This window comes from Streptomyces sp. NPDC001450, assembly GCF_053597295.1.
Window position 1 is genome coordinate 108614 of sequence record NZ_JBSFHY010000017.1, and the last position, 15933, is coordinate 124546.

Below are 15933 nucleotides of genomic sequence, written 5' to 3' on the forward strand. Positions count from 1 at the left end.
CTGAGCGGTCGCTTAGTATGGGGCGTTCCCACCGCCCCGTACCCACGTTCAGGAGCCCCTCCCGTGACCGCCGAAGCCCCGATCGCCCCCGCCGTCGCACATGGCCGGCTGATCCCCGTCACCGTCCACTTCGACGATCTGGACGCGCTCGGGCTGCTCCACAACGCCCGCTATCCGCTGATGGTGGAGCGCGCCTGGACCGAGCTGTGGAGCGAGTACGGCATCCGGTTCGACGGCGACTGGGTGGCCGCCGGCGACGCCTGCAACGCCGTCCGTGAACTGCGGATCAGTTACGAGGCGCCGGTGACCCGCCCGGGCACCTACGCCGTCCACCTCTGGCTGGAACGGCTCGGCACCACCGGCCTGACCTACGGCTTCCGCTTCTGCTCGGCCGACGGCACGCAGACCTACGCGCAAGGTGCCCGGGTCCTGGTCCGGCTGGACGCGACGACCCTGCGCCCCGCGCCGTGGAGCGACTCCTTCAGGGCCGCGGCTCGGGAACTGCTGCGGCCTGCGGACTGACCTGCGTCCGGCCGCCGCGCTCGGCCGTGCGCAGCACCCCCGCGAACACCGCGAGCCCGCAGGCCAGCGCGGTCACCACGCAGAACGAGACCACCAGGCTGGTCGCCTGCGCCACCCCGCCGATCAGGCTGGGCGCGATCAGCCCCGAGGTGTAGGTGATGGTCGCCACGCCCGCTATCGCCTGGCTGGGGTTGGGGCCGGCGTGACCGGCCGCCGCGAAGCACAGCGGCACGACCACGGCGATCCCGAGCCCCATCAGCGCGAACCCGGCCATCGCCACCGCCGGGTGCTCCGCGACGACGACCAGCAGGCCGCCAAGACCGGCCAGGACGCCGCCGGCCCGGACGGTGACCGCGCCGAAGCGGTTCACCGCCGCGTCCCCGGCGATCCGGGCCACCGCCATCGTGAGCATGAACCCGGTCGTCGACGCCGCCGCCAGACCGGCCGAGCTGTCCAGCCGGTCCCGCAGGAACACCGCCGACCAGTCCAGGCTCGCCCCCTCCGCGAACACCGCGCAGAAGCCGACCGCGCCGATCAGCAGCGCCGAGCGGGGCGGCAGCGCGAACCGCGGCGGCGGCTCCTCGTCCTCGCCGGGCTGCACGTCGAGGACCCAGGTGCAGGCCAGCAGGCCGAGCAGGGTGAGGACTGCGGCGGCCAGCGCGAAATGCAGGCGCGCGTCCGAGCCCAGGTGGGCGGCGAGCGTACCGGCGGCCGAGCCGATGAGCGCGCCCGCGCTCCACATGCCGTGCAGTCCGGACATGATCGACTTCCCGAGCAGCCGCTCCACCTCGACACCCAGCGCGTTCATCGCCACGTCGGCCATGCCCGCGGTCGCCCCGTAGGTGAACATCGCCAGGCACAGCGCGTACAGGTTCGGCGCGAAGGACGGCAGGATCAGTGACAGCGTCCACAACGCGATCAGCCCGCGCAGCGCCGTACGGCTGCCGAAGCGGTGGCTGATGCGGCCCGCCAGCGGCATCGCGCACGAGGCGCCGAACGCCGTGAACGCCAGCGCGAACCCGAGCTGCCCCGCGCCCAGTGAGGCGTGGTCCTGGATCCACGGCACGCGGGTCGCGAACGAGCCGGTCACGGCGCCGTGCACGGCGAACACGGCCGCCACGGCATACCGGGCGCGCCTGACCTCGTCACGCGTGTACCCCACGTCACCCATGTTCCAGCCCCTCCCCGGGAGTTCCATACCGCCTCGTCTCGGCATCGCCGTAAACTATCAGGGTCCCTGCCTGATAGATAGCGAGTATTGCGGCCGCCCGCGTCTGGGAGGATTCCGGTCATGCCCGCATCACCCAGCACCGCCCGGGCCATCAACGACCGGCTCGCCCTGCGTCTGTTGCAGCAGGAAGGCCCGCTGACGGCAGGGCAGTTGAAGCAGCTGACCGGACTGTCCCGGCCGACGGTCGCCGACCTCGTCGAACGCCTCACCGCCTCCGGCCTGATCACCGTGGTCGGCGAGTCCGGCGAGCAGCGCCGGGGCCCCAACGCCCGGCTCTACGGCATCGTCGCCGAGCGCGCCCACCTGGCCGCGCTCGACGTACGCACCGGGGGCGTCTTCGTGCTGGTCTCCGACCTCGTCGGGCGGGTGCTGGCCGAGGCGGCCGTGCCGATCGGCGGAGACACCGGGACCGGGCCCGCCGTGGAGCAGGCGGTGGCGGCCGTGGAGCGCACCGCGAAGGAGGCCGGCGCCGACCGGCTGCACACCGTCGGCATCGGAGCGCCCGGTCTCGTCGACCCCGCCACCGGCGACCTGCGCGACTCCGGGGGTCTGCCCGCCTGGCACCGGCGCCTGGCCGCGGCCCTGCAGGAACGGCTGCCCGAGGCCCGGGTCACGGTGGAGAACGAGACCAACCTGGCCGCCCTGGCCGAGCAGCGCGAGGGCGCCGCCCGCGACCGGGACACCTTCGTCCTGCTCTGGCTGGGCCATGGCGTGGGCGCCGCCGTCGTCCTGGACGGCACCCTGCGCCGCGGCGCCTCCGGCGGCACGGGCGAGATCGGCTTCCTGCCGGTGCCGGGGACGACCGCGCTGCCCTCGGCGACGGACTGCGACGGCGGCTTCCACTCGCTGGCCGGGGCGGCGGCGGTCGGCGCACTGGCCCGGGAGTTCGGCCTGCCGAGAGCGGAGCCGATGGACGGGCCCGGTGTCGCGGTGGTGGTGCGCGAGGCGGCCGCGGAGGTGACCGGCCCGCCCGGCGGGGATCCCGGCCCCGCCGACCGCTTCCTCGACGCCCTCGCCCACCGGGTCGCCATCGGGGCCGCCTCCGTCGTCTCCATCCTCGACCCCGGCTGCGTGGTCCTGGGCGGGGAGGTCGGGCAGGCCGGGGGAGCGGTGCTCGCCGCACGCGTGGAGGAGCGGCTCCGCCGTATGTCACCGCTGGCCACCGAGGTGCGGGCCGGCAGCCTGGGCGGCGCCGCCGTCCTGCGTGGCGCCCTGCTGACGGCCCGGGACCGGGCCCAGGACGAACTGTTCGCACCGGCGGAGCGCTAGTCGTCCAGGGCGCCGGCCGTACCGGGGCGTCACTGCCCGAAGCGGCGCGCCAGGAACTCCTCGAACGTCCTCTTGCCCACAGCCTGCTCCGGTGCGAGATGGCCGCCCGCGCGGAAGGCGCGGTACGTCTTCCCGAACAGGGGCATGCCGAGCACAGGCCGGCGCCGTCCCGTCGCCCGGAGATAGGCGCGGGCCAGCGAGTCGAACGACCGGACCTCGGGCCCGCCCATGTCCGGTACCCGCCCCGCCGGTGCCGCGAGGGCCAACTCGGCCAGGCGGTCCGCGACTTCGGCCACCTCCACCGGCTGGTCCGGCACCCCGGCCGGCACCAGCACGACGGGCGGCTTGGCCAGTCCCTGGAGAAGCGTCACCACAAGGTCGTGGAACTGCGTCGCCCGCAGCACGGTCCAGCCGAGCCCCGACTCCTCGATCCGCCGCTCCACCGCGAGCTTGGACCTGTAGTAGCCGAACGGCACCCGGTCGACGCCGACGATGGAGATGTACACCAGGTGGCCCACCCCGGCCCGCCGTGCCGCCGCGATCAGGTGGTCCGCCGCCTGCTCGTCGCCGCGCGGAGAGCTCGCGCAGTGCACGACCGTCTCCACGCCGTCGAGGGCCGCGTCCAGGCCGGGCCCGCCCTCGCGCAGGTCGACGGCGTAGGGCTGGGTGTGCCGGCTGAGCACCCGCACCTCGTGCCCGTCCGCCCGCAGCCGCTCGGTGACGAGCCGTCCGAGCGTGCCGGTTCCGCCGGTCACCAGGATCGTGGTCATGCTGTTTCCGTCCCTCCGGACTCCGGGACGCCCCCGGTGGAGCGCCCGTCGTCAGCTGAGACCGCGCAGCCCCGTGAAATGTGACAATCCCCGGCGGGCCCGGGCTACGGACGGGTGAGCTGCCGCCGTACGTGCTCCAGCTTGTCCGGGTTCAGCACGGCCCACACGCCCGCGACCAGCCCGTCCACCAGCTCGAACTCGACGACCCCGACCAGCGTGCCGCCCACCCACGAGGCCACCCCGATCGCGCCGTTGACCTCCACCACCGTGTACTCCAGGCCCACGGCGAAGCGCTGCGAGGCGCCCGCCACGAAGCGGGCGACCTTCTCCCGGCCCTCGATCGGCCGCAGGGCCGCCGTGACCTTGCCGCCGCCGTCGCTCCACCAGGTCACGTCCGCCGCGAGCAGCTTCTCCAACCCGGTGAGGTCACCCTCCCGGGCCGCCGTGAGGAACGACGTGACCAGCTCCTCCCGCCGCTCGGGAGCGGGGTCGAACCGGGACTCCCTCACGGCCACCCGGCCCACCGCCCGCCGGTACAGCTGACGGCAGTTGGCCTCGCCCAGGTCCAGGACGTCCGCGATCTCCCGGTGGCCGTACCCGAACGCCTCGCGCAGCACGTACACCGCGCGCTCGGTGGGTGTCAGCCGCTCCAGCAGCACCAGCATCGCCATCGAGACCTGCTCGCGCGCCTCGGCGGACTCCAGCGGCCCGAGCGTCCCGTCGGAGGTGGCCACCGGCTCCGGCAACCACTCCCCGACGTACTCCTCGCGGCGCGCCCGGGCCGAGGTCAGCCGGTTCAGGCACAGGTTGGTGACGGTCTTGGCGAGCCACGCCCCGAGATGCTCGATGCCCGCGCGGTCGGCGCCGCTGAGCCGCAGATACGCGTCCTGCACGGCGTCCTCCGCCTCCTGCGCGGAGCCGAGCAGGCGGTAGGCCAGGCCGAACAGCCGGGGGCGGTGGGACTCGAACTCGTCGGCGAGCGGTGGTGGCGTCGTCATGGGCCCAGCCTGTCAGAGGCATGACGACCCGGCGGCGGGCAAGGGCCGTCGTCACCGCCACCGGGCCCGCCCGCACCCTAAAAGGACTAGACCAGTGTGGTCAATGGGTCTGGGCCAAGGTCAACCCCCACTCGCCGTACGGCAGTTGACCAGGCCGGTTCCGCCGCGCAAGGCCGGCGACACAGGCTGTGAGGGAGCCCACACCCTCCGCCTGTCTGGAACACGACCCGGCGTGGCACACTGGCCGTGTACCAGAAGCAGCGCACTCCGGGGTCGGTGAAAGTCCGAACCGGCGGTTACAGTCCGCGACCCGGTCGCTTCCAGCGACCGGTTGACCAGGTGAAATTCCTGGACCGACGGTTAAAGTCCGGATGGGAGGCAGTGCGCGGCGGGCGGGCATGTTCGTGTGCGCGCCGCCGTATCTGGGCTCGTCCGTGCGCGGGCGGGTCCCTTTTCGGCGTCGGCAGAGCTCACGGTCTTGCTCACCCGTACATTCTGTCGTCATCGACAGGCCCCGGAGTCCGTGCCCGAATGAGGCAGGAGGACCCGGGAAGTGTTCACCGGAATCGTCGAAGAGCTGGGTGAGGTCACCGCCGTCGAGAACCTCGGCGACGCCTCTCGTTTCCGGCTCCGCGGCCCCGTCGTGACCGAGGGCGCGCAGCACGGCGACTCCATCGCCGTGAACGGCGTCTGTCTCACCGTCGTGGAGCACGAGGGCGACGAGTTCACCGCCGACGTCATGGCCGAGACCCTGAAGCGCTCCAGCCTGGGCGTGCTCACCGTCGGCTCCCGGGTCAACCTCGAGCGCCCCACAGCCGTGGGCGCGCGCCTCGGCGGGCACATCGTGCAGGGCCACGTGGACGGCACCGGGCAGGTGCTGGCCCGCACGCCCTCCGAGAACTGGGAGATCGTCAGGATCTCGCTGCCCGCGGACCTCGCCCGCTACGTCGTCGAGAAGGGCTCCATCACGGTCGACGGCATCAGCCTCACCGTCGTCGAGGCGGGCCCGGACTACTTCACCGTCAGCCTCATCCCGACCACCCTCGACCTGACCACGCTCGGCCACAAGCAGCCCGGCGACCCGGTCAACCTCGAGGTGGACGTCATCGCCAAGTACGTGGAGCGGCTGCTCACGGCCGGTCAGGGGGCCGGCGAGTGAGCTGGCTGAACTCCGAGGCGTTCACCATGTTCGGCCAGCACATCATCTGGTCCGACATGGTCGGCAACATCCTCGGCCTCATCGCCCTCGCCCTCGGCTGGGGCCGCTCCCTGTGGACCTGGCCGGTGCAGTTCCTGTCCGGCCTCGTCCTCTTCGCCGCCTTCTACGGCCACCTGACCGGCAGCGCCGGCAAGCAGGCCGTCGTCATGGCCGTCGCCCTGTACGGCTGGTGGCAGTGGCAGCGCAGCAAGGGCAAGGCCGAGGACGGTCACATCGCCCCGCGGTTCGCCACCTGGCGCGAGCGCGTGGCGATGCTCGCCGCGGCCGCCGCCGGCACCGTCGCGGTGGCCCTGCTGTTCACGGCCTACCCGAAGCTGTCCTGGGACCCCTGGCCGGACGCCTACATCTTCGTCGGCACCATCGTCGCCATGTACGCCCAGGCCAAGGGCATGGTCGAGTTCTGGTTCGCCTGGCTGCTCGTCGACCTCGTCGGCGTGCCCCTCAACTTCGCCAACGGCTACGCCTTCTCCGGTTTCGTCTACGTCATCTACGGCGCGCTCGTCCTGTGGGGCATGCGCGACTGGTGGCTGCGCTCCCGCCGGATCGCGCAGCCGGTCCTGGAAGGAGCACCGGCATGACTACGGCACCCGTCCTCTACAGCCCGGACGACATCGAGGACTTCACGCTCGACCCGGTCGAGCAGGCCATCGCCGACATCGCCGCCGGCCGCCCGGTCGTGGTCGTCGACGACGAGGACCGGGAGAACGAGGGCGACCTCGTCATCGCCGCCGAGAAGGCGACCCCCGAGATCGTCGCCTTCATGATGAGCGAGTGCCGGGGCCTGATCTGCGCGCCCATGGAGGGCGACGAACTCGAGCGGCTGCAGCTGCCGCAGATGGTCGCGGACAACACCGAGTCCATGAAGACGGCGTTCACCATCTCCGTCGACGCCTCCGCCGCGCACGGTGTCACCACCGGCATCTCGGCCGCCGACCGCGCCACCACGCTCCAGCTGCTGGCCGACGGCACCGCCGAGCCCACCGACTTCGTCCGCCCCGGCCACATCTTCCCGCTGCGCGCCAGGGAAGGCGGCGTCCTGGTCCGCAACGGCCACACCGAGGCCGCGGTCGACCTCGCCAAGCTCGCGGGCCTGCGCCCGGCCGGCGCCATCGTGGAGATCGCCGGCGAGGACGGCCGGATGCTGCGGCTGCCCGAGCTGATCCCGTTCGCCCGCAAGCACGGCCTGACGATCATCTCCATCGAGGACCTGATCGCCTACCGTCGAGGCAGCGAGCCCACCGTCCGCCGCGAGGCCGAGACCCGCCTGCCCACCGCGCACGGCACCTTCACCGCCTACGGTTACCGGTCCACCCTCGACGGCGTCGAGCACGTCGCCCTCGTCCACGGCGAGATCGGCGAGGGCGAGGACGTCCTGGTCCGCGTCCACTCCGAATGCCTCACCGGCGACGTCTTCGGCTCCCTGCGCTGCGACTGCGGCCCCCAGCTGGACACCGCCCTGGACCGCATCCAGGAGGAGGGCCGCGGGGTCGTCGTCTACCTGCGCGGACACGAGGGACGCGGCATCGGCCTGCTGTCCAAGCTGCGCGCCTACGAGCTTCAGGAGCAGGGCCACGACACCCTGGACGCCAACCTGGAACTCGGCCTGCCCGCCGACGCCCGCGACTACGGCGCCGGCGCGCAGATCCTCGCCGACCTCGGCGTCCGCAGCGTCCGCCTGATGACCAACAACCCCGACAAGACCGACGCGCTGCTGCGCCACGGCCTGAAGGTCACCGGCCGCGAGCCGATGCCCGTCCAGGCGGGCGAGCACAACCTCCGGTACCTGCGCACCAAGCGGGACCGGATGGGGCACGACCTGCCCTGGCTGGACACTCCGGCCGTGGCAGCCTCCGCGGCCGCGTCCGCGACAGCCCCTGTGGCCGCGTCCGCGACAGCCCCTGTGGCCGCGTCCGCGGCCACCTGCGCCAACCAGTAAGCGAAAGCACGAAGGAGAGACGTGAGCGGCAAGGGTGCACCGGAACTGTCCGTACGCAACGTGAGCGACCTCAGGGTCGCCGTCATCGCGGCGCAGTGGCACGAGAAGGTGATGGACGGTCTGGTGGACGGCGCGCTGCGCGCCCTGCACGAACTGGGCATCGACGAGCCGACCCTGATCCGGGTCCCCGGCACGTTCGAGCTGCCCGTCGCCGCCAAGGTCCTCGCGGGCCGCGGCTACGACGCGGTGGTCGCCCTCGGTGTCGTCATCCGCGGCGGCACCCCCCACTTCGACTACGTGTGCCAGGGCGTCACCCAGGGCCTCACCCAGGTGGCCGTCGAGACCGGCGTCCCCGTCGGCTTCGGCGTGCTCACCTGCGACACCGAGGAGCAGGCCCTGGACCGGGCCGGTATCGAGGGCTCCAACGAGGACAAGGGGCACGAGGCCGTGACGGCCGCGGTGGCGACGGCGGCCACGCTCCGCTCAGTATCTGAACCCTGGCACTAGGGAGTCCCCCGAACCGCGTAGGGTGGGGCTCACCATGTCCAAGAAGACGTTCGAGGAGCTCTTCACCGAGCTCCAGCACAAGGCCGCCCACGGCGATCCCGCCTCCTCCCGCACCGCTGAGCTGGTCGGCAAGGGCGTTCATGCCATCGGCAAGAAGGTCGTCGAGGAGGCCGCCGAGGTCTGGATGGCCGCCGAGTACGAGGGCAAGGAGGCGGCCGCCGAGGAGATCTCGCAGCTGCTGTACCACGTCCAGGTGATGATGGTCGCCCGCGGGATCTCCCTCGACGACGTCTACGCCCACCTGTAAACCGCACGCCGTAAAGAGCCCCCAGCACACCCCCCTTCACGCAAAGGAAGCCGACCTCATGCTGCGCATCGCCGTCCCCAACAAGGGTTCACTGTCCGGCCCTGCGGCGGAGATGTTGCATGAGGCCGGCTACCAGCAGCGCCGGGAGTCCAAAGAGCTGCGGATCGTGGACCCGGAGAACGAGGTCGAGTTCTTCTACCTCCGCCCCCGCGACATCGCGATCTACGTCTCCTCCGGCCGGCTCGACATCGGCATCACCGGCCGCGACCTGCTCGTCGACTCCGCCGCCGACGCCGAGGAGATCCTGCCGCTCGGCTTCGCCCGCTCCACCTTCCGCTTCGCCTCCAAGCCCGGCACCGCGAACGGCGTCGAGGACCTGAAGGGCAAGACGGTCGCCACCTCCTACGAGGGGATCGTCGCCAAGCACCTCGCCGACAGCGGCGTCGAGGCCTCTGTCGTCCACCTCGACGGCGCCGTCGAGACCGCGATCGAGCTGGGCGTCGCCGAGGTCATCGCCGACGTCGTCGAGACCGGCACCTCGCTGCGCAACGCGGGCCTGGAGGTCTTCGGCGAGCCGATCATGAAGTCCGAGGCCGTCGTCATCCGCCGCACCGGCGCCGACGGCGAGGAGGCTGCGGAGCCGAAGGTTCAGCAGTTCCTGCGCCGCCTCCAGGGCGTCCTGGTCGCCCGGACCTACGTGATGATGGACTACGACTGCCGCGTCGAGCAGCTCGAGAAGGCCGTCGCCCTGACGCCGGGCCTGGAGTCGCCGACCGTCTCCCCGCTGCACAACGAGGGCTGGGTCGCCGTCCGCGCCATGGTCCCCGCCAAGGAGGCGCAGCGGATCATGGACGACCTGTACGAGATCGGCGCCCGGGCCATCCTGACCACGGCCATCCACGCCTGCCGCCTCTGAGGGGTACGCACCGAGATGTCCGACCAGACCCCCCTGCCCACCCTCCCCGTCACCTTCCGGCCGGGCCGCACCCGGGCGATCCTGCTCACCGCCGGAGTCGTGATCTTCCTGGTGATCTCCGGGATCGCGATGCTGCTGGAGCAGCTCGGCCCGGGGGAGCGGCTCAGCTTCGTCATCACCGGGGCACTGATCTTCTGGGCGCTGGCCCAGCTCGCCCGGGTGAAGGTCGTCGCCGACGAGTCCGGTGTCACCGTCGTCAACATCGCCAGCAAGCGGCACCTGGCCTGGGCGGAGATCCTCCAGGTGAACCTCCGTCCGGGCGACCCCTGGGTGTTCCTCAACCTCAGCGACGGCACCAGCCTGCCCGCGCTCGGCATCCAGCCGGGCATCGCCAAGCAGCACGCCATCGCCGACGCGAAGGCCCTGCGGGCGCTCGCCGAGGCCCACTCGCTGCGGGATCTGCCGTAGAGGGCCATGTCTTGATTAACCTGTTGGCGGAGGCGTTGTCGTTGCGCCTCCGCCACTGATGTTGCCCCCCTGGCCTTCAGAGGCCCCCTGCTACCCGAGGAGTGACTCCCTCCAGCGATGGACGGATCGTCCTGTAGTACCTGCGCCGCCCCCTCGCGACATACCGAGGCGGCGGCATCATGACCATCCCCCTGCTGCTCCTCGGAGCGGCGTTCCTGCTGATTCTCGCCAACGGCTTCTTCGTGGCGGCCGAGTTCGGCCTGGTGACGGTCGAGCGCCCGGACGCCGAGAAGGCCGCCGCCGAGGGTGACAAGCGTGCCCGTACGGTCGTGGAGTCGCTGAAGGAACTGTCCTTCCAGCTCTCCGGCACCCAGCTCGGCATCACCATCACCTCCCTCGTCGTCGGCATGCTCGCCGAGCCGGCCCTGGCCGAGCTGCTGCGCGGCCCGTTCACGGCGATCGGCATCCCCGAGGGCGTCGGCTCCGGTGTCGCCGTGGTCGTCGGCATGCTGCTGGCCTCCGCGATCCAGATGGTGATCGGCGAACTCGTACCCAAGAACTGGGCGGTGTCCCGGCCGCTGCAGGTCGCGCGCTTCGTCGCGGGCCCCCAGTACCACTTCTCCCGCCTGTTCCGCCCGGTGATCGCCGTGCTCAACACGGTCGCCAACCGGCTGGTGCGCGCCCTCGGCGTCGAGCCCGCCGAAGAACTGGCCTCCGCCCGCACCCCGGGTGAACTGGTGTCCCTGGCCCGGCACTCGGCCCAGGCCGGCGCCCTGGAACAGGACACGGCCGACCTGTTCGTGCGGACCCTGTCCCTGGGCGACCTGACCGCGCAGCACGTCATGACCCCGCGCGTGAAGGTCAGCGCCCTCCAGGACACGGCCACCGCCGAGGACGTCGTCAACCTGACCCGCGCCACCGGTCTGTCCCGCTTCCCGGTCTACCGCGAGAAGATCGACGAGATCGTCGGCATGGCCCACCTCAAGGACGCGCTGGCGGTCCCCGTGCACGACCGGCTGCGCACCCCGGTCGGCCGCATCGCCCGCAAGGCGCTCCTCGTCCCCGAGACGCTGCCGGTCCAGCCCCTCCTCGCCCGGCTGCGCAGCGAGCAGCCCATCGCCGTCGTCGTGGACGAGTACGGCGGCACGGCGGGCGTGGTCACCCTGGAGGACATCGTCGAGGAACTCGTCGGCGAGGTCCGCGACGAGCACGACGCCAAGGACATGCCCGAGCTGGCCCCCGCCCCGCCGGAGGACGGCAGGCCCGCCTGGGACGTCGACGGCAGCTGCCGTGTCGACATCCTGCAGCGCATAGGCCTCGATGTGCCCGAGGGGCCGTACGAGACCGTCGCCGGCCTGGTCGCCGACCTGCTCGGCCGTATCCCGGCCCCCGGCGACCGGGCCGAACTGCCCGGCTGGCGGCTGTCCGTCCGCCAGGTCGGCCACTACCGCGCCGAGCGGGTCCGGCTGGTCAGGACGGTCCCGGCGGTGAACGTCATGGAGGCCGTCCGATGAGCGTCCTCCAACTGGTCTTCGCCGCGCTGCTGGTGCTCGCCAACGGCTTCTTCGTCGGCGCCGAGTTCGCGCTCGTCTCCGTGCGCCGCAGCCAGATCGAACCGCTCGGCACGGCCCGGGCCAGGCAGGTGCTGTACGGCCTGGAGCGGCTGCCGCAGATGATGGCGGCCGCGCAGTTCGGCATCACCGTCTGCTCCCTGACGCTCGGCGCGGTGGCCGAGCCGACGGTGGCGCAGCTGCTGGAGCCGCTGTTCGAGGCGGTCCACCTGCCGCACGGCATGATCCACCCGCTGGGCTATGTGATCGCCCTCGCCGCCGTGGTCTTCTTCCACCTCGTGATCGGCGAGATGGTGCCGAAGAACCTCGCGATGGCGGCGCCGGAGAAGGCCGCGCTGTGGCTGAGCCCCGGTCTGGTCGCCTTCGCCCGCATGTGCAGGCCGATCACGGTGGCCCTCGGCGCCTGCGCCCAGGCCATCCTGCGGCTCTTCCGCGTCGAGCCCAAGGACGAGGTCGAGGCCGTCGTCACCAGCGAGCAGCTGAACCGCCTGCTGGAGGACTCCGGCCAGGCGGGCCTCCTCGACCCCGAGGAGCGGGAGCGGCTGGAGGACGCCCTGGAGCTGGGCTCCCGCCCGGTGACGGACGTCCTGCTGCGGCGTGAGTCCCTGGTGACGGTGACTCCGTCGGTCACGCCGGGGGAGATCGTCGACCTGACGGCCCGCACGGGCTACTCCCGCTTCCCGGTGGCGGCCGGGACGGGTGCGTTCATGGGCTACATCCACGTCAAGGACGTCCTGGACCTGGAGGACTCCGGCCGGGCCGTCCCCCAGCACGTCTGGCGCCCCATGGCCACCCTGCGCGCGGAACTCCCCCTGGACGACGCCCTGACGGTCATGCGGCGAGCGGCCACCCACCTGGCCCAGGTGGCGGACGCCTCCGGCCGGGTCCTGGGCCTGGTCGCTCTGGAGGACGCCCTGGAACTCCTGGTGGGCGAGGTCCGCGACCCGGCCCACCGCGAGACCCCGGAACCGAGGCTCTCCGAGCCGAGGGCGAGCGGCGAACCGGAAGAGGCACTGGCTACGTAGCGCCGTTCCCGTCCGTGGGCGCGCGGGAGCTGGTCGCGCCCACGCGGCGGAGCCGCACTATCGATCCAGCCCCGCGCCCCTTCGGGGCGCTCAGCCACACCTACATGGCCGACGGATCGTGCGGTCCCCGCCCCGACAGCACTTCCCCGTACGCCTGCATCAGGTCCGGCAACCGCAGGGTCGCCAGGTCATCCCGGGACAGCACCCCCGGATACGTCGACAACCGCAGATCCCGGTACGCGCAGCTCTTCTCGTACAGCGTCCGCAGAAACCGGCCGTTCCCCAGCTCGTCGATCCACCCCTGATCGACCACATGCCCGGCGATGGACCGCAACTCCTCCAGCGCCTCCTCGTCCCACAGATCCCCGTTCTCCGCCGCGAGCACCTTGCCGATCTCGGTGAGCTCCAGCGGCCGGTAGGACGGGAAGTCCACCCGGGTGGTGAAACGGGAGGAGAGCCCGGGGTTCGCGGCCAGCAGCCGGTCCATGCCCTCGGGATAGCCGGCCAGGATCACCACCAGGTGGTCCCGGTTGTCCTCGGCCCGCTTCAGCAGCACCTGCAGCGCCTCGTCCCCGTACGCGTCCCCCTTGCCGTACCCGGAGTTGGACAGCGAGTACGCCTCGTCCACGAACAGCACCCCGCCGATCGCGGAGTCGATCAGCTCGTTGGCCTTCACGGCCGTCTGCCCCAGGTACTCGCCGACCAGATCGGCCCGCTGCGCCTCCACCAGGTGGTCCCCGCCGAGCAGGCCGAGAGCGTAGAAGACCCGGCCCAGGATCCGGGCCACCGTGGTCTTCCCGGTCCCCGACGGCCCGGAGAAGACGAAGTGCCGTTTCGGCGGCTGCACCGGCAGCCCCTGCCCGGCCCGCAGCCGCGCCATGTTCAACTGCGCGGACAACGCCTTGACCTGGCGCTTGACAGGCTCGAGACCCACCATGCGCTCCAGCTCGGCGAGCGCCTCCTCGAGTAATGCGGCGTCGGTCGGCCCCGCGGGCAGGGGCGAGGACGGCATCGCGCTCTTCGCCCGGACCGCAGGATCGGGGACCGACGGCACCGGCCCGGTCGGCAGGTCCGGGTCCGGCAGGCGCAGATCGCGCCCCTCGGTGCCGAAGAGCGGATCGAGTGTGTCCGGGCCGTCCATGGCGTCCGCACCGGCACCGGTCAGGGTGATCGCCGCGAGGTCGGCCGGATCGTCGTATCCGTCGCCGTCGGCGATCGCGGCGAGCCGGGCCGAGGTGTCCATGAAGGCCGGGTCGACCCGGTGCACCGCGCGGTACAACGGCATCGCCGCGGCACTGCGCCCGGTCCCCTCGTGCGCTCGGGCCAGCCAGTACCGCAGCTCCTTGCGCTGCGGCTGCTCACTGCGGCAGCGCATCAGGGCCGCGGAGAGCAGCGGCTCGGCCTGGCCGTACATCTCCAGCCGGACCCGGGCCATGCCGCCGAACAGGCCCGCCTCGATGCCGAGCAGGGGATCGTCGAGCAGCGGATCGGTGTGCCGGACCAGCTGGTCCCAGTCCTTGACGAGATAGGCGCGGCAGGCGTGCAGGAAGCGGACCTGCGGGTCGGTGTCCACCGGGGGCAGCCCCGCCAGCGCCCGGTCCAGCTCCGGGACGTGCCGGCCGTCCAGCCAGTGCGAGGCGTGCGCCAGCAGCAGATCGCGGGGGCTCTCCAGCACCGGCTGCACCCACCAGCCCAGCCAGTACCAGGAGTTGAGGGTCCGGCGGTGCCGGGCGCGCTGCTCCCCGAAGCGGTCCCGGTGCCGGAACATTCTGAGCAGCGCGGTCGTCGTGTCCACCCGCAGCGCGTGCAGCCCGAGCCAGGCGTCCGCCATCCCCGGATCCATCCGCGCCGCGGCGCGGAACTCCTCCTCCGCCTGCGGATAGGCACCCATCGTGTAGGCGTCCACACCTCGCAGCCAGGCGAGGTCGGCCGGGGCCTCGGGGCCCTGCGTGCCGAAGTCCATCACGTCCCCCACAGACCGTGCCCCCGTTGGTTCACCGCCGGGCAGTCGCCCGACGGCCGCCGCGGTCGAACCGCCGTGCCGCGGACCGGAGTTGCAGGTGCGCGAGGCAGCTGCTCGAAGGTCGCACCGAGGGCATCGTACCTGTGGGACGACCGCGCGCCGAAGGGTGCCGCACGGGCCGTTTGACGAGGTGGGAGCAGACGGGGCGCACGCGCAACGGTGACCGAGGGTGAGCAGATCGTTGCGCGGAGCGCGCGGGAAACGGGTCGCGGGCAGAACGAAGCCCCCGATCACGGGGGAACAACCGGGGGCTTCGCGTATGAGGGCGGCTCCGAATGGCCGCACATTGAGAACGTAAGTCCTGTACGGTCCCCGGGTCAAGCGCCCTCGGCGCACTCAAGGAAGTTCCCCCGCAAGGGTCTTCACAAGTTCAGCACATCGCCGACGGCCCATCACCCTGGGTGACCATCCGGTCCGGTTCGGCGGTCTTCGCGGGTCCCGGCAGCACCGAGTACCCCTGCGGTGTCTGGCGCACCAGGAGATCGGCATGGGGGCGCGAGGGGTCGGTGGCGAAGTGCGCGTGCTCCGCCTCGACCCACCCGGCCCAGAACTCCCGCTGCTCCTCTCCGTCCCGCAGCCGGCCCCGCGCCCAGGACTCCTCGCGGGGCAGCTCCATCCACAGCAGCCGGGCCAGATACGGCCGCAGCGCCCGGCGGCCGGCACCGACCCCCTCGATGACGATCACGGGAGCGGGTGGCAGCGGGAGCGGCGGGCCGAACGTGCGGGCGCGCCAGTCGTACGGGGTGTAGTGCGCGCTCTCGCCGCGGGAGAGGGGGTCGATCACCTGGTCCAGGAGCCGGTCGGTCCACTCGAAGAGCTGCTCGTGACTGGCGATGTCGTCCAGGTGCAGCACGGGCGCGCCGCCGAGCGCGGCGGCCAACGGCCCGGCGAAGGTGGACTTTCCGGAGCCTGCGTGCCCGTCGACGGCGATCAGCCGGACCGGCCCCAAGGAGGGGGGAAGCCCGCGCAGCCGGGCGGCGAGGTCGTGAATGGCGATTCCCGAGGTGTGGTGCGGTGTGGGGGTGTTTTCCGGAAACAGTCTAGTAGCGGCCCATAGCGGCTGGACCAATCGGGTGGCCGAAAAGTCACTCCTTGAACCACTGGCTGACCGCCGGTCAATCGAAAGGATTGACATTCCGGCCCGTTGACCGATGTGTGAAACCCGGCGTTC

General features: G+C 72.0%; 16 protein-coding genes and 1 riboswitch. Of the genes, 11 read left to right on the top strand and 5 right to left on the bottom strand.

Annotation, left to right across the window (positions count from 1 at the left end):
• Positions 1-63: 63 nt before the first annotated feature.
• The gene (locus tag ACWC5O_RS20550; protein WP_450588749.1) at positions 64-522 is read left to right on the top strand and encodes an acyl-CoA thioesterase; all 459 of its coding nucleotides are present in this window, start codon (positions 64-66) and stop codon (positions 520-522) included.
• Here the strand turns inward: ACWC5O_RS20550 and ACWC5O_RS20555 are convergent.
• Entirely contained in the window at positions 482-1693 is a 1212-nt protein-coding gene (locus tag ACWC5O_RS20555; protein ID WP_450588750.1) for an MFS transporter, read from the bottom strand. The two genes, ACWC5O_RS20550 and ACWC5O_RS20555, sit on opposite strands and share 41 nt — an antisense overlap.
• A gap of 120 nt (positions 1694-1813) precedes the next feature.
• Here ACWC5O_RS20555 and ACWC5O_RS20560 point away from each other — a divergent pair, with 120 nt between their 5' ends.
• Complete coding sequence (locus tag ACWC5O_RS20560; RefSeq protein ID WP_450588752.1) at positions 1814-3022, top strand: ROK family transcriptional regulator; 1209 nt, start codon at positions 1814-1816, stop codon at positions 3020-3022.
• A gap of 29 nt (positions 3023-3051) precedes the next feature.
• On the opposite strand, the gene ACWC5O_RS20565 is transcribed toward ACWC5O_RS20560, so the two are convergent.
• Together ACWC5O_RS20565 and ACWC5O_RS20570 are read right to left on the bottom strand one after the other, a co-directional pair.
• Positions 3052-3792, bottom strand: a complete 741-nt coding sequence (locus ACWC5O_RS20565; RefSeq protein WP_450588754.1) for an SDR family oxidoreductase — start codon at positions 3790-3792, stop codon at positions 3052-3054.
• A gap of 104 nt (positions 3793-3896) precedes the next feature.
• Positions 3897-4790 carry an RNA polymerase sigma-70 factor gene (locus tag ACWC5O_RS20570; protein ID WP_450588756.1) on the bottom strand — a complete coding sequence of 298 codons (894 nt, stop codon included), beginning with the start codon at positions 4788-4790 and terminating at the stop codon, positions 3897-3899.
• A 258-nt stretch (positions 4791-5048) separates the two neighbouring features.
• A riboswitch (FMN riboswitch) is annotated at positions 5049-5179 on the top strand.
• Between the two features lie 164 nt (positions 5180-5343).
• On the opposite strand from ACWC5O_RS20570, the gene ACWC5O_RS20575 reads away from it, so the two are divergent.
• The 9 genes from ACWC5O_RS20575 to ACWC5O_RS20615 all read left to right on the top strand — a co-directional run bounded on the left by ACWC5O_RS20575 (position 5344) and on the right by ACWC5O_RS20615 (position 12739).
• The gene (locus ACWC5O_RS20575) at positions 5344-5949 is read left to right on the top strand and encodes a riboflavin synthase (protein ID WP_450588758.1); all 606 of its coding nucleotides are present in this window, start codon (positions 5344-5346) and stop codon (positions 5947-5949) included.
• Complete coding sequence (locus ACWC5O_RS20580; RefSeq protein WP_450588760.1) at positions 5946-6587, top strand: nicotinamide mononucleotide transporter family protein; 642 nt, start codon at positions 5946-5948, stop codon at positions 6585-6587. The genes ACWC5O_RS20575 and ACWC5O_RS20580 overlap by 4 nt, the downstream gene beginning before the upstream one ends.
• On the top strand, positions 6584-7945 hold the full coding sequence (locus tag ACWC5O_RS20585; protein ID WP_450588762.1) for a bifunctional 3,4-dihydroxy-2-butanone-4-phosphate synthase/GTP cyclohydrolase II: 1362 nt from the start codon (positions 6584-6586) through the stop codon (positions 7943-7945). The genes ACWC5O_RS20580 and ACWC5O_RS20585 overlap by 4 nt, the downstream gene beginning before the upstream one ends.
• Positions 7946-7966: 21 nt before the next feature.
• Positions 7967-8452, top strand: a complete 486-nt coding sequence (ribH, locus tag ACWC5O_RS20590; protein WP_094221666.1) for a 6,7-dimethyl-8-ribityllumazine synthase — start codon at positions 7967-7969, stop codon at positions 8450-8452.
• A gap of 34 nt (positions 8453-8486) precedes the next feature.
• A complete protein-coding gene (locus ACWC5O_RS20595) occupies positions 8487-8759 on the top strand; it encodes a phosphoribosyl-ATP diphosphatase (protein WP_028423093.1) in 273 nt (90 codons plus the stop codon).
• A gap of 58 nt (positions 8760-8817) precedes the next feature.
• Positions 8818-9675: an ATP phosphoribosyltransferase gene (gene hisG, locus ACWC5O_RS20600; protein WP_450588764.1), complete on the top strand. Its 858-nt coding sequence runs from the start codon at positions 8818-8820 to the stop codon at positions 9673-9675.
• Positions 9676-9690: 15 nt separating this feature from the next.
• Positions 9691-10143 carry a PH domain-containing protein gene (locus ACWC5O_RS20605; RefSeq protein WP_450588765.1) on the top strand — a complete coding sequence of 151 codons (453 nt, stop codon included), beginning with the start codon at positions 9691-9693 and terminating at the stop codon, positions 10141-10143.
• A gap of 179 nt (positions 10144-10322) precedes the next feature.
• Positions 10323-11657: a hemolysin family protein gene (locus tag ACWC5O_RS20610; RefSeq protein ID WP_450588767.1), complete on the top strand. Its 1335-nt coding sequence runs from the start codon at positions 10323-10325 to the stop codon at positions 11655-11657.
• Positions 11654-12739, top strand: a complete 1086-nt coding sequence (locus ACWC5O_RS20615; protein ID WP_450588769.1) for a hemolysin family protein — start codon at positions 11654-11656, stop codon at positions 12737-12739. The genes ACWC5O_RS20610 and ACWC5O_RS20615 overlap by 4 nt, the downstream gene beginning before the upstream one ends.
• Before the next feature lie 100 nt (positions 12740-12839).
• Here the strand turns inward: ACWC5O_RS20615 and ACWC5O_RS20620 are convergent, their stop codons facing one another.
• Together ACWC5O_RS20620 and ACWC5O_RS20625 are read right to left on the bottom strand one after the other, a co-directional pair.
• On the bottom strand, positions 12840-14702 hold the full coding sequence (locus tag ACWC5O_RS20620) for an AAA family ATPase (protein WP_450588771.1): 1863 nt from the start codon (positions 14700-14702) through the stop codon (positions 12840-12842).
• Positions 14703-15132: 430 nt separating this feature from the next.
• Positions 15133-15753, bottom strand: a complete 621-nt coding sequence (locus tag ACWC5O_RS20625; protein WP_450588850.1) for a uridine kinase family protein — start codon at positions 15751-15753, stop codon at positions 15133-15135.
• Between the last annotated feature and the right edge of the window lie 180 nt (positions 15754-15933).